Consider the following 13,469-nt stretch of genomic DNA (forward strand, 5'->3'; position numbering starts at 1 on the left):
CCGGATCATGAGGCCGGGGCGGCCGGCGCCGGCGGTTCGAGCTCCGCGAGCATCACGGCCCGCAGCCGCAGCGTGCCGACCAGCCGCTGGAACGCCTCCGCCCAGTAGCTGCCCGCTCCGGGCGACCCGTCGTCCGGCTCTTCGGTCGCGGCGGTCAGGACGGTGAGCCGCTCGGCCTCCGCCGGGTCCAGACACCGTTCGGCCAGGCCCATCACCCCGCTGAAACTCCATGGATAGCTGCCGGCGTCCCGCGCGATGTCGAGCGCGTCGACCACGGCCCGGCCCAGCGGCCCGGCCCAGGGGACGGCGCACACGCCGAGCATCTGGAACGCCTCGGACAGCCCATGGGTGGCGATGAACCGGGCCACCCACTCCGCGCGCTCCTCCTCCGGCAGGATGGAGAGCAGCTTGGCCGGGTCGCCGACCGCCGCGACCGGTGACGCGGGCGCCGGCGGGGGGCCGAGCAGGGCGCGGGCCCAGGCGGGGTCGCGCTGGCGCACCGCGGCCCGGCACCAGGCGGCGTGCAGATCGGGCTGCCAGTCGTCCGCCACGGGCAGCGCGATGATCTCCTCGGGATCGCGGCCGCCGAAACGGGCCGTCCAGGTGGCCAGCGGCGCCGCCTCCACCAGCTGACCGAACCACCAGGCGCGCTCGCCGCGACCGGTGGGCGGATGCGGGGCGACGCCGTCCCGCTCCATCGCGGCGTCGCACTCGTACGGCGCCTCCACGAGGATGCCGATCCCCGCCACGTTCTCCCCGGTGCCGAGCGAGACGCAGCTGCGGGCCCGTTCGGCCATCCGGGCGGCCAGCGCGGAGCCGGGCAGCGCGGACAGCAGCTCGGCCGCGGTCGCCCGGACATTGCGGCTGCGGTCGGTCAGCGCCTGTTCCAGGAACGGCTCGTCGGCCGGTGACAGCCCGGCGCGCAGCGAATCGAGGAACATCAGCCGGTCCTCGGCCCGCTCACCGGTCCACGTCGACCGCAGCAGCGCGAGTGCGGCCGATGCGTCCTGGCCGCGCAGCCGGGTCAGCAGCGCCACCCTTTCGGCGAACAGGCCCTCGTCCCACAGCTGCCGGATCGCCGCGGGATCCCCGGCCGCCGGCTCCAGGCCCCTGACCCCGGCCCGCAAAGCGAACCGCCACTCCGGATTCAGCTCCGCCAGCCACAGCGCGCGGGGCCCGGCCAGCGCCAGGGCGTCGGCCCGCAGATCCGTTCTGGCGCGGGCGGCGTCCAGCAGGTCCGGGAGCAGGGCGGGCGGCGCGGCATAGCCGTACCGACCCGCCGCGGCGAGCCACTGCGGGAGCAGCTCGGCGAGGTTCGGGGCCGTGCCACGCCTTCCGGACGAGCCGCCGCCCGCCGAACGGTCCGCCAGCAGCAGCCCCAGCCTGCGGCGTGCCGCCTCGGGCAGCACCGGCCGCCCGTCCGGCGCGGCGGGCGCCGGCCGCTCCCGTGCCGCGGCCGGCCGTAGACCCGCACGACGGCTCACAGTGCCGATCGCCGCCGCGTCGAGCAGCTCGGTCGCCGGGTCCAGGGCCGGGTGCGGGCCGCCGGACGCCGGCGGTCTGCGGCGGTCCGTGCCGAGCAGTGCGCTCCCGACCAGGTCGGTCCAGCTGGCGTTCATCATTCCTCCGCGTTCCTCCTCGATGGCGCCCGCCGTGGGCCCGGACCGGGTCAGGCCCTACAACGGGACGGGGGTGGCGTCCGGGCCCCAGGCGGTGAGGGGGCGGACGCCGGTGTGGCCGAGCTCGGCGAAGAGCGTGACGGGGTGGCCGCCGGACACGGCGGCGAGCCGCCAGGGGCCGCGGCCGGCGATCGGCAGCGCGTCCTGGCCGTCGGCGTCGGCGAGCTGCCAGCCGCCGGCATCGGAGCCGGGTATGGGGACGACACCGGACAGGACGACCGGCCAGGCGTCGAGCCACGGGTCGTCCGCGAGGGCGGCCCCGTAGGCGGCGAGGGCGGGGCCGACCGGGACCCCGGCCGGCACCGGGCCGGGTGCGGCCGGGCCGTGGCTCTCGCCGAGCACGGCACGCAGCGGCCGGGCCGACGGGTGGAAGGCGAGCTCGGCGTCAAGGCTCAGCCCGAGCGGGAGCGCCAGTTCCGGTGCGCGGCCCGCGGCGCCGAAGGAGAGAAGCATCGCGACCCGGCCGGACCGGGCGCCGTGCAGCCAGATCCGACGGGTGGTCAGCCGGTCGTCCGACGTGTCGAGTTGGGAGAGCACCAGCCAGCGGTCCCGGACGGTAGGCCCGGCCAGCAGCTCGGCCGCGTCCGTGGTGAACCCGACGCGGGTGCGCACCGTGGCGGCCAGCGGGCCGGGCAGCCGCTGCTCGCCGAGGTAGCCCCGGGTGAGCAGATGGAGCAACGCGGACTCCTCCAGCAGCCGCGAGGGCCAGTCACCGCCACCGGCGGCGACGGCGCCCAACTCCCTGACCCGGGTGGCCAGTCCCGGTGCCTGGGCGTCCACCATCCGGGCCGCGATCTCGTCCCACTTCTGATAGCCCTCCCGGTCGGCGCCGGCCAGGCCGCCGCGCAGCAGGTCGGTCAGCCGCTGCTCCAGCTCCGTCACGCCCGCCGTCACCCGCTGGGCGCGCCGCTCGGCACGCCGCCGCGCGGCCTCCGGGTCGGCGGGTTTCGCCGGCCCGGAGGCGGCGGCCCTGGTCCGTTCCTGCCGGCTGTCGAGCCATTCGGTCACCCAGTCCGGCGCCACCGCCGGCCCGACGGCGCCGCCCGCCGCCTCGGACCACAGGAGCAGCAGCCCGAGCGCGTGCTTGCACGGGAACTTGCGGCTCGGACAAGCACACTGGTAGCCGGGGCCCTTCGTGTCCACGACCGTCCGGTACGGCTTGCTGCCGCTGCCTGCGCACAGACCCCACACCGCGGCCTCCGCCGTACCCGTACCGGACCAGGACGCGGGCATCGCGAGCCTGGCCCCGGCCTTCTGTGACGCTGCGTCAGGAGCGAGCGCCAGCACCTGATCCGTAGTCCACCGTTCCTCCATGACACGACCGTAGGTGCCGCCACTGACAATGCGTCCGACCTGCGGCTTCACCCGTTGTCAGTGGCGTGGTGCATGGTGGAAATCACCGCGGGACCGAGGGGTTCCGCGGGACTGGACAGGGGGATTCATGGCAGTCATGCCCACCGACATCGAGGATGCTCCGGAAGGTGCTCTGCGGCCGCACGCGGAGGAGGCCTTCGCCCATGAACTGAAGGCCCTCGCGGCGGCCGACGACCGTCCGCGGCCGTCCCGTTGGAATCTCTCGCCGTGGGCGGTGGCTTTGTACATCCTCGGTGGGACGCTGCCTGGGGGCACCTCCCGGACGAAGTCTGGGGGAGGCACCGTCATCACGCCCAAGTACGTCGGTCCCCGGCGCATCGTCGAGGTCGCCGTCACCACCCTCGCCACCGACCGGGCGCTGCTGCTGCTCGGTGTGCCGGGCACCGCCAAGACGTGGGTGTCAGAACATCTCGCCGCGGCGATCAGCGGTGACTCCACCCTGCTGGTCCAGGGCACGGCCGGCACGCCGGAGGAGGCCATCCGCTACGGCTGGAACTATGCGGAGCTGCTCACCAACGGCCCGAGCCGCAGAGCCCTGGTGTCCAGCCCGGTGATGCGGGCGATGGCCGAGGGGAGGATCGCCCGGGTCGAGGAGCTGACCCGGATACCGGCCGATGTGCAGGACTCCCTCATCACGATCCTTTCCGAGAAGACACTGCCGATACCGGAGTTGGGGTCGGAGACCCAGGCCGTCAGGGGCTTCAACCTGATCGCGACCGCCAACGACCGCGACCGTGGCGTCAACGAGCTGTCCAGCGCGCTGCGCCGCCGGTTCAACACCGTCGTGCTGCCGCTGCCCGCCTCGGCGGAGGACGAGATCGACATCGTCACCCGCCGGGTCGACCAGCTCGGCCGCGGACTCGACCTCCCGGCCGTCCCCGAGGGCGCCGACGAGATCCGCCGGGTCGTCACCGTCTTCCGGGAGCTGCGCGCCGGTGTGACCGCCGACGGCCGGACGAAGGTGAAGTCGCCGTCCGGCACGCTGTCGACGGCCGAGGCCATCTCGGTGGTGACCAACGGCCTGGCGCTCGCGGCGCACTTCGGCGACGGGGTGCTGCGGGCGGGCGATGTCGCGGCAGGCATCCTCGGCGCGGTCGTCCGCGATCCGGCCGCCGACCGGGTGATCTGGCAGGAGTACCTGGAGACGGTCGTGCGCGAGCGCGAGGGCTGGAAGGACTTCTACCGCGCCTGCCGGGAGGCGAGCGCATGAGTGCGCCGGACGTCATGACATCCGGCGCACCACTTGCGGTGCCGCCCGCCGCCGGGCCGTCCGGGGTCGCCCTGCTCGGGGTGCGGCACCACGGACCGGGCTCCGCGCGGGCGGTGCGCGCCGCGCTCGACGCGTACCGGCCGGGGACGGTGCTGATCGAGGGGCCGCCGGAGGCCGATCCGCTCGTCGGGCTCGCCGCCGAGGACGGCATGCGGCCGCCCGTCGCGCTGCTCGCGCACGTCCTGGACGACCCGGCGCGGGCCGCGTTCTGGCCCTTCGCGGAGTTCTCGCCGGAATGGGTGGCGATCCGGTGGGCCGCCGGGCACGGCGTACCGGTCACCTTCATCGACCTGCCCGCCGCACATTCCCTCGCCCTGCGCACGACACCGGACGAGCAGGACGAACCCCCCGGCGAGGGATCCCCGGACGACGGATCCCCGGATGACGGATCCTCGGACGGCGACGAGGCGGTCCAGGCGCTGCGTATCGACCCGCTGGCCGTGCTCGCGGAAACCGCCGGGTACGACGACCCGGAGCGCTGGTGGGAGGACGCGGTCGAACACCGGAGCAGCAGCGGTGCCGACCCACTGGCACCGTTCGCCGCGCTCGCCGAGGCGATGGGCGCGCTGCGCGAGCTGTACGGCGACGGCGGCCATGCGGACGACCCGGCGCGCGAGGCCCATATGCGGCTGCGGATCCGGGACGCCCGGCGGACGCACGACCGTGTCGCCGTGGTCTGCGGAGCCTGGCACGTCCCGGCGCTCGCCCGGCCGGTGACCGCCACCGCGGACCGCCAGCTGCTCAGGGGGCTGCCCAAGGTGAAGGTCGAGATGACGTGGGTGCCGTGGACGCACCGACGGCTGTCGCGGCACAGCGGATACGGCGCGGGGATCGACTCGCCCGGCTGGTACGGGCATCTGTTCGGGGCACGGGACCGGCCTGTCACCCGGTGGATGACCAAGGTCGCGGGGCTGCTCCGTGCCGAGGACCTGCCGGTCTCCTCCGCGCATGTCATCGAGGCGGTGCGGCTCGCCGACACCCTCGCGGCCATGCGGGGCCGCCCGCTCGCCGGCCTGAGCGAGACGACGGACGCGATACGGGCGGTGATGTGCGACGGCTCGGACGTACCGCTCGCCCTCATCAGGGACCGCCTCGTCGTGGGGGACGTCCTCGGCGAAGTGCCGGACAGCGCGCCCGCCGTGCCGCTGGCCAGGGATCTGACCCGGGAGCAGCGCAGGCTCCGGCTCAAGCCCGAGGCGCTGGAACGCGAGCTGGAACTGGACCTGCGCAAGGAGACCGACGCGGGCCGCAGCCGGCTGCTGCACCGGCTGCGGCTGCTGGGCATCGACTGGGGGGAGCAGGTCCGTTCGCGCGCCGGGACCGGGACGTTCCGGGAGAGCTGGCGGCTGCGCTGGGAGCCGGAACTGGCGATCCGGGTCGCCGAGGCCGGGGTCTGGGGCACGACGCTGCTCTCCGCGGCGACGGCGAAGGCCGAGGAAGGGGCGGTGCACGCCGCCGCACTCGCCGACGTGACCGCGCTCGCCGAACGCTGCCTGGTCGCGGGGCTACCGGACGCGCTGCCGGTCGTGATGCGGGTGCTGGCCGACCGCGCCGCCCTGGAGACCGACGTCGGCCATCTCGCCCAGGCGCTGCCCGCCCTCGTACGGTCCGCCCGCTACGGCGATGTGCGCGGTACGGACTCCGCGGCGCTCCACAAGGTCGCCGAGGGGCTGGCGGAACGGGTCTGCATCGGGCTGCCGCCCGCCTGCGTCGGGCTGGACGCGGACGGCGCCGCCGAGATGCGCGGCCACGCCGAGGCGGCGCACCGGGCGATCGGCCTCTTGCAGGCCGACGGCCTCCTCGACCGGTGGGCGGTGATGCTGCGGGGCATCGCCGAGCGCGACGGGGCGATACCGGGGCTGCTGCGTGGCAGCGCCACCCGGCTGTTGACGGACGACGGACGGCTCGACGAGGAGGCCGCCGCCCGGCTGATGGCGCTCGCCCTGTCACCGGGGACGCCGTCGGCCGAGGCCGCGGCGTGGCTGGAGGGCTTCCTCGCGGGCGGCGGCATGCTCCTCATCCACGACGAGCGGCTGCTCGCGCTGGTCGACAGCTGGCTCGCCGCGGTACCGACCGCCGCGTTCAACGACGTACTGCCGCTGCTGCGGCGCACGTTCGGCGAGTTCGAGTCCGGCGTCCGCCGCACCGTCGGCGAGCTGGTCAGACGCGGCGGCTCCGCGGGCCGGTCCGCGGCCGCCGCGGGGGAGGCGGTGCCGGGCTTCGGCGCCGGGTTCGACGAGGAGCGGGTCGCGGCGGCACTGCCGGTGCTGCGGCTGCTGCTGGGGCACACGGACGAAGGGCTCGCAGACGATGCCGGGCGGTCCGACCGGTCCGGCACGACGGGGTCCGGCACGACGGGATCCGACACGACGGGATCCGGCACGACGGGGTCCGGCACGACGGGGGAGAACGGATGACCGACGACACGACGACCGGTGGGACGACGGCCGCCGATGAACGGCTGCGCCGCTGGCGGCTGGTGCTCGGTGGAGGGGCCGCCGACGGGACCGGCCGCGACCTCACCGGACGGGACGCGGCGATGGACCGCACTCTCGGCGCGCTCTACGGCGGGGACAGCGGCGGCGCGGACGGCAAGGCCGGCCGGACGGCCGGTCTCGGCGGCTCCGCGCCGCAGGTCGCCCGGTGGCTCGGCGACATCCGTACGTACTTCCCGTCCTCCGTCGTCCAGGTGATGCAGCGGGACGCGATCGACCGGCTCGGGCTGGCGGCGCTGCTTCTGGAGCCGGAGATGCTGGAGGCCGTCGAGGCGGACGTGCATCTCGTCGGCACGCTGCTGTCGCTGAACAAGGCGATGCCGGAGACGACGAAGGAGACGGCGCGGGCCGTGGTCCGCAAGGTCGTCGAGGACCTGGAGAAGAAGCTCGCCACCCGCACCCGCGCGACCCTGACCGGCGCCCTCGACCGGTCCGCGCGGATCAGCCGCCCCCGGCACCGTGACATCGACTGGGACCGCACCATCCGCGCCAACCTCAAGCACTACCTCCCCGAGCACGGCACGATCGTGCCCGAGCGGCTGATCGGGTACGGCAGGGCGTCGCAGGCGGTGAAGAAGGACGTGGTGCTCTGCATCGACCAGTCCGGTTCGATGGCCGCCTCCGTCGTCTACGCCTCCGTGTTCGGGGCCGTGCTGGCCTCGATGCGGAGCATCGACACCAAGCTGGTCGTCTTCGACACCGCGGTGGTCGACCTGACGGACCAGTTGGACGATCCGGTGGATGTGCTCTTCGGCACACAACTCGGTGGCGGCACCGACATCAACCGCGCTCTGGCGTACTGCCAGTCCCTGATCACCCGGCCGGCGGACACGGTGGTCGTCCTCATCAGCGATCTCTACGAGGGCGGGATCCGGGACGAGATGCTCAAACGGGTGGCAGCCATGAAGGGCGCGGGAGTGCAGTTCGTGGCCCTGCTGGCGCTGTCGGACGAGGGCGCGCCGTCCTACGACCGCGAGCACGCGGCCGCGCTGGCCGCGCTCGGAGCCCCCGCTTTCGCCTGCACACCGGACCTGTTTCCCGAGGTGATGGCCGCCGCGATAGAGAAACGGGCGCTGCCCGTACCAGAAGCCTGACGCGAGCCTGACAACGCGCTCTGTGACCGTTCTCACCGCTCACATGTGACCTGCGATTTAGGGACCTACGTCCCACGGGGATAACCTGCGAGACGGACATGCCGCGTACTTCGGTGACCGTGTGCGCCCTCCTTGTGACCGCGTAGTCACGCTTCCCGTATCGGCACGTTCGCGTAGAAAACAAACCGCGATCACCAAGGACGGACGCGCGTGGACCTGTTCGAGTACCAGGCGAGGGATCTCTTCGCCAAGCACGGTGTACCGGTGCTGGCCGGTGAAGTCATCGAGACGCCCGAGGCGGCTCGTGAGGTGACCGAACGTCTGGGTGGCCGTGCGGTCGTCAAGGCGCAGGTCAAGGTCGGTGGCCGAGGCAAGGCCGGCGGCGTGAAGCTCGCCTCCGACCCCGCAGACGCGGTCGCGAAGGCCGACGCCATCCTCGGCATGGACATCAAGGGCCACACGGTCCACAAGGTGATGCTTGCCGAGACCGCGGACATCGCGGAGGAGTACTACGTCTCCTTCCTGCTGGACCGCACCAACCGCACCTTCCTCGCCATGGCGTCCGTAGAGGGCGGCGTGGAGATCGAGATCGTTGCGGAGGAGAACCCGGACGCGCTGGCCAAGATTCCGGTCGACGCCAACGAGGGCTGCACCCCGGAGAAGGCCGCCGAGATCGTCGCCGCGGCCAAGTTCCCGGCCGAGATCGCCGACCAGGTGGCCGACGTTCTGCAGAAGCTGTGGACCGTCTTCATCAAGGAGGACGCCCTCCTCGTCGAGGTCAACCCGCTGATCAAGTCCGGTGACGGCAAGATCATCGCGCTCGACGGCAAGGTCTCGCTCGACGAGAACGCCGAGTTCCGCCAGCCGGACCACGCGGCCCTTGAGGACAAGGACGCCGCCAACCCGCTGGAGGCCGCGGCCAAGGCCAAGAACCTCAACTACGTCAAGCTCGACGGTGAGGTCGGCATCATCGGCAACGGCGCGGGTCTCGTCATGAGCACCCTCGACGTCGTCGCGTACGCCGGTGAGAAGCACGGCGGCGTCAAGCCCGCCAACTTCCTCGACATCGGTGGCGGCGCCTCCGCCGAGGTCATGGCGAACGGCCTGGAGATCATCCTCGGCGACCCGGACGTCAAGTCCGTCTTCGTCAACGTCTTCGGTGGCATCACCGCGTGCGACGAGGTCGCCAACGGCATCGTCCAGGCCCTGGAGCTGCTCAAGTCCAAGGGTGAGGTCGTCAGCAAGCCGCTGGTCGTCCGCCTGGACGGCAACAACGCGGAGCTGGGTCGCAAGATCCTGACCGACGCCAACCACCCGCTCGTGCAGCGTGTGGACACCATGGACGGCGCGGCCGACAAGGCCGCCGAGCTCGCGGCTGCGAAGTAAGGGACAAGGTCACCACACCATGGCTATTTTCCTGACCAAGGAAAGCAAGGTCATCGTCCAGGGGATGACCGGCGCCACGGGCATGAAGCACACCAAGCTCATGCTTGCGGACGGCACCAACATCGTTGGCGGCGTCAACCCGCGCAAGGCCGGCACGAACGTCGAGTTCGACGGCACCGAGGTGCCCGTGTTCGGTTCCGTCGCCGAGGCGATCGAGAAGACCGGTGCCGATGTCACCGTCATCTTCGTGCCGCCGAAGTTCGCGAAGGACGCCGTCGTCGAGGCGATCGACGCCGAGATCCCGCTGGCCGTCGTGATCACCGAGGGCATCACGGTGCACGACTCCGCCTCGTTCTGGGCGCACGCCGGCGCCAAGGGCAACAAGACCCGCATCATCGGCCCGAACTGCCCCGGTCTCATCACCCCGGGTCAGTCCAACGCCGGCATCATCCCGGGCGACATCACGAAGCCGGGCCGTATCGGCCTGGTCTCGAAGTCCGGCACGCTCACGTACCAGATGATGTACGAGCTCCGTGACCTCGGCTTCTCGTCCGCCGTCGGCATCGGTGGCGACCCGATCATCGGCACCACCCACATCGACGCGCTGGCCGCGTTCGAGGCGGACGCCGACACCGACCTGATCGTCATGATCGGTGAGATCGGTGGCGACGCCGAGGAGCGGGCCGCGGACTACATCAAGGCCCACGTGACGAAGCCGGTCGTCGGCTATGTCGCGGGCTTCACCGCCCCCGAGGGCAAGACCATGGGCCACGCGGGCGCCATCGTCTCCGGTTCGTCGGGCACCGCCCAGGCGAAGAAGGAGGCCCTCGAGGCCGCCGGCGTCCAGGTCGGCAAGACCCCGTCGGAGACGGCTCGCCTGGCGCGCGCCATCCTCGCGGGCTGACGTTCGTCTGCTGACGGCTGAGAGGCCGTCACGCGTGACGACGCGGGCCCGTCCCCTTCGGGGGGCGGGCCCGCGTTTGCTTTGTGCGGCCGGTGCCGCCGCCGGTGCGACCCTGTGCGGCCCTGGGCGGCTCAGCGCTCAGGGGGCAAACGGGGGGCTTGTGCGGGAGATTCGGCCGGTTTGTTGGGCTTGGTGGGCTTGACGGGTTTGCTGGGTGCGGTCGTCTGCTGGGTGGGCTTGGCGGGGCCCGGTCGGCCGATGCGGCCCGCCTCCGGTACGCCCTGCCCCGGAGTGGCGGAGGGCGGTGCGGTCACCGGCGTCGGCTGGGTACGGTGCGGCAGTTCGCCGACGCGGTCGTACGTCACCACCAGCGCGGCGCCCGTCGCCCCGGCGATCAGCGCGGTCAGTGCCACCGCGGACAGCGTCCTGCGGCGCACGCCCCGCTCGCTCGCAACGCGTACCCGGGCCGCCGGGACCTCTTGGGTGCCAGCCGTTCCCGTACCCGTCTTCGGGTCTGGTTCCGCGTCCTGCTCCGGCTCCGTGAGGATGGCCTTCAGCCGTGCCGGTGCCTGGTCGCCCAGCTCCGGGACGGCCGCGCTCAGCGCCGCCCGCGCCTGAGTGATCCGGCTCGCCGTCGCGACCGTGCTCGCCTCGCTCTCGGCCGCGGCCACGGGCAGATCGAGCCCCAGCCCGTCGTAGAGCACGAGTGCCTGCCGCTGCGAAGGCGACAGCCGCAGCACCGCCGCCCGCACCGCGCCGTCCCGTTCGGAGCCGCGCAGCGTCCGCGCGGCGGCCCGTGGATGCGTACGGTGCCCCGGCACCCACTGCTGCCACGGCGCGAGCGCGTACTCGTACGCCGCCGCGCGCACCCAGCCGACCGGATCCGGATCCGCCGCGACCTCCGGCCACCGCTGCCACGCGAGATCGAACGCGCGGCGCACGGCATGCCGCGCGAAGCCCGGATTCCCGGTGATCAGGTCCACCTGCCGCACGAGGCCGCTCACGCTGTGCGTGTACAGACTGTCGAAGGCGGCCTCGGGATACAGGGCTGGTGAGGTCGGTGCGGTCGGGGCCGGTGGGATCGGTGTGGTCGGTGCCCTCGGAGCGGTAGGTACGGGTGGCGGGGGTGGTGATGGCTTGGGCTTCGGCGTCCGCGGTGGTGCCGGCGGTGGCGGAGGCGTCGGGTCGGCGGCCACAGGGATCGCCGGTGGGCGCGCCTTCGCACGCCGTTGGGGGGTGTTGGCCGGCTTGGGAGCGCGCTTGACGGCGACTTCCGGGCGCTCGGGGAGGGGCGCGATGGGCGCCGGCTCGGCAGGGGAAACGGCGGGCCGGGCCGCGCGGGTGACGAGGTGTGAAGACTCGGGAGCATTCGTCCTGGGTGCGGAGGGGGGTGGAGACGGGGACGGGGAGGCGGGCTGGGACGGGGACTGTCGGGACTGGGACTCGGGCTGGGGATCCGGCTTGGGCTGGGGTTTTGGTTGGGGCTTGGGCGCCGGTGAGCCGGCGCGTGTGCGGGTCCTGGCGCGCTGGGGACGTTCTTCGGCCGAGGTCTTCACCGTCTTCGCGGCCTTCTTGGCGGTAGAGGCCTGCTTCGCCGCCTTCCGCGCCGTCACGTGCCCGACCTCACACAGCCGCTCCGACCGCCTTCGAATCCCCGTACGCACGATTGTGTGAAAAGACGCATAAAGTCATATTGCGCGACACGGCGGGCGTTCGCCCGCTACCGCCTCAAATCGGTGTGTTCTTGGCACCATGGGTCGACGTGACCCACATGACGGACCACCTTCCCGGCCTGCCCGAGCGTGCCGCGAACTCCCGCCGCGCATCCGCGGCGGCCGCCGCGTTCGGTGGCGGGGTGGTCGCGGCCGGTCTCGGTCTCGGGGCCCTCGCCGTCACTGTTCTCTTCCTGTGGATCAGCGCACCGTTCCCGGACAGCGGACTCGACGGCGCTCTGCGCATCGCCGCGGATCTGTGGCTGCTGGCCCACGGCGCGAGCCTGTCGCGGACCGACACGCTGTCCGGGCTGCCCGCCCCGATCGGCGTCACGCCCCTGCTGCTCACCGTGCTGCCCGGGTGGCTGCTGTACCGGGCCGCGGCGCATGCGGCTGCTCCTCCCGAGGGGTCGGGGGAGGGTGACGTCGGTGACGGTTCCGGTGCGCGGACGGAGCCTCGGGTCGCGGCTGCCGCCGCGGGCTGGCTCGTCGCCGGATATCTGCTGGTCGGCGTCGCCGCCGTGCTCTACACGTCCTACGGGCAGGTGCGCAGCGTTCCGCTCAGCGCGCTGCTCCATCTGCCGGTCGTGGCCGCGTTGGCGGCCGGGGCCGGCGCGTGGTCCGGGTGCGGGCGACCTGCGGTCGCGCTTCCCCGGGCGGTACGCCGTTGGCTCGACGAACTCTCGCTGCCGCGGTGGCTGACCCTTCCGGAAGGCGGCCTGCCGGCCGCCCTCCGCGCCGCCGCGGCTTCCACCGCCGTGCTCGTCGGGGGTGGCGCGGTGCTCGGCGGGGCCTCGCTCGTCTGGCATGAACGATTGGTCGGACATTCGTTCGCGCAGCTCAGCGCTCCGCTCTCGGGGCGGTGTGCGGTGCTGCTGGTCGCTCTGGCGCTGGTGCCGAACATGGCTGTGTGGGGTGCGTCGTATGCGCTGGGGCCGGGGTTCGCCGTGGGCGCCGGGAGTGTGGTGGCTCCAGCCGGATTGGGCGCGTCCCGGTTCGGCGCGCTCGGGCCGGGGCCCGGATCCGGGCCTGACGTTCTGCCGAACTTTCCGCTGCTGGCGGCGCTTCCGGCGCCCGGCGCGACGCCGCTGAGCTGGGCGGTGTTCGGTCTTCCTGTGCTGGCCGGGGTCTGTGCGGCCTGGCTCGTCGGCGGCGCCGCCGCGGCGGGCTCCTGGCGCCCCGCCCGCACCGCGCTGGTCGCCGCCCTCGCCGCGCTCGGCTGCGGCGCGGCCACCGCGTTGCTCGCCGGCTGGTCGGCGGGCCGGATGGGCTCGGCCGTCCTTGCGGACTTCGGGCCGCGGTGGTGGGCGGCGGGGGGTGCGGCGCTCGGGTGGACGCTGGTGGTGGGGGCGGCGGGGGCGGTGGGGGTGCGGTGGTGGCATGTGCGGGATCCGGCGGAGCCGGTGTCTTGGGGGGAGCGGTGGGGGAGCGTGCGGGGGGTTTTCCGGTGGCGGTGGTCGTGGTCGCGGTCTGAGCCGGAGGTTGCGGCCGAGGTGGCGGAGGTTCCGCCTATGCCGCTGGTACCGCCGGCGGAGTAGCTGGGTCGGTGCCCGGG

9 protein-coding genes are annotated in these 13,469 nt (G+C 73.4%); 6 read left to right on the plus strand and 3 right to left on the minus strand.

What is annotated here, in order from left to right; genetic code table 11:
* Positions 1-5: 5 nt before the first annotated feature.
* Positions 6-1,622, minus strand: a complete 1,617-nt coding sequence (locus C8250_RS26015; protein ID WP_138352977.1) for a DUF5691 domain-containing protein — start codon at positions 1,620-1,622, stop codon at positions 6-8.
* A 54-nt stretch (positions 1,623-1,676) separates the two neighbouring features.
* Positions 1,677-2,993 (minus strand): SWIM zinc finger family protein, encoded by a 1,317-nt coding sequence (locus C8250_RS26020; protein WP_138352978.1) that lies wholly within the window; start codon positions 2,991-2,993, stop codon positions 1,677-1,679.
* Positions 2,994-3,120: 127 nt separating this feature from the next.
* On the opposite strand from C8250_RS26020, the gene C8250_RS26025 reads away from it, so the two are divergent.
* From C8250_RS26025 to sucD, 5 genes are all read left to right on the plus strand, one after another.
* Positions 3,121-4,263 (plus strand): AAA family ATPase, encoded by a 1,143-nt coding sequence (locus tag C8250_RS26025; protein WP_138352979.1) that lies wholly within the window; start codon positions 3,121-3,123, stop codon positions 4,261-4,263.
* A gap of 14 nt (positions 4,264-4,277) precedes the next feature.
* Positions 4,278-6,740, plus strand: a complete 2,463-nt coding sequence (locus C8250_RS26030) for a DUF5682 family protein (RefSeq protein WP_232484753.1) — start codon at positions 4,278-4,280, stop codon at positions 6,738-6,740.
* Entirely contained in the window at positions 6,737-7,912 is a 1,176-nt protein-coding gene (locus C8250_RS26035; protein WP_138352980.1) for a VWA domain-containing protein, read from the plus strand. Before C8250_RS26030 ends, C8250_RS26035 begins: the two co-directional genes overlap by 4 nt.
* Positions 7,913-8,122: 210 nt before the next feature.
* On the plus strand, positions 8,123-9,298 hold the full coding sequence (gene sucC / locus C8250_RS26040; protein ID WP_138352981.1) for an ADP-forming succinate--CoA ligase subunit beta: 1,176 nt from the start codon (positions 8,123-8,125) through the stop codon (positions 9,296-9,298).
* Positions 9,299-9,317: 19 nt separating this feature from the next.
* Positions 9,318-10,202, plus strand: coding sequence for a succinate--CoA ligase subunit alpha (gene sucD / locus C8250_RS26045; RefSeq protein WP_138352982.1), 885 nt, complete (start codon positions 9,318-9,320; stop codon positions 10,200-10,202).
* Positions 10,203-10,333: 131 nt separating this feature from the next.
* Here sucD and C8250_RS26050 read toward each other — a convergent pair whose 3' ends face one another.
* Positions 10,334-11,206, minus strand: a complete 873-nt coding sequence (locus C8250_RS26050) for an RNA polymerase subunit sigma-70 (RefSeq protein WP_138352983.1) — start codon at positions 11,204-11,206, stop codon at positions 10,334-10,336.
* A gap of 767 nt (positions 11,207-11,973) precedes the next feature.
* On the opposite strand from C8250_RS26050, the gene C8250_RS26055 reads away from it, so the two are divergent.
* On the plus strand, positions 11,974-13,452 hold the full coding sequence (locus C8250_RS26055; RefSeq protein ID WP_244809840.1) for a DUF6350 family protein: 1,479 nt from the start codon (positions 11,974-11,976) through the stop codon (positions 13,450-13,452).
* Positions 13,453-13,469: the final 17 nt, after the last annotated feature.

The organism is Streptomyces sp. So13.3, from assembly GCF_005860785.2.
Taxonomy (GTDB): Bacteria; Actinomycetota; Actinomycetes; order Streptomycetales; family Streptomycetaceae; genus Actinacidiphila; species Actinacidiphila fildesensis.

What these genes read in the sequence shown, in the direction of transcription:
- C8250_RS26015 (WP_138352977.1), bottom strand. Translation starts at nt 1,622, where the DNA reads ATGATGAACGCCAGCTGGACCGACCTGGTCGGGAGCGCACTGCTCGGC.
- C8250_RS26020 (WP_138352978.1), bottom strand. Translation starts at nt 2,993, where the DNA reads ATGGAGGAACGGTGGACTACGGATCAGGTGCTGGCGCTCGCTCCTGAC.
- C8250_RS26025 (WP_138352979.1), top strand. Translation starts at nt 3,121, where the DNA reads ATGGCAGTCATGCCCACCGACATCGAGGATGCTCCGGAAGGTGCTCTG.
- C8250_RS26030 (WP_232484753.1), top strand. Translation starts at nt 4,278, where the DNA reads ATGACATCCGGCGCACCACTTGCGGTGCCGCCCGCCGCCGGGCCGTCC.
- C8250_RS26035 (WP_138352980.1), top strand. Translation starts at nt 6,737, where the DNA reads ATGACCGACGACACGACGACCGGTGGGACGACGGCCGCCGATGAACGG.
- sucD (WP_138352982.1), top strand. Translation starts at nt 9,318, where the DNA reads ATGGCTATTTTCCTGACCAAGGAAAGCAAGGTCATCGTCCAGGGGATG.
- C8250_RS26055 (WP_244809840.1), top strand. Translation starts at nt 11,974, where the DNA reads ATGACGGACCACCTTCCCGGCCTGCCCGAGCGTGCCGCGAACTCCCGC.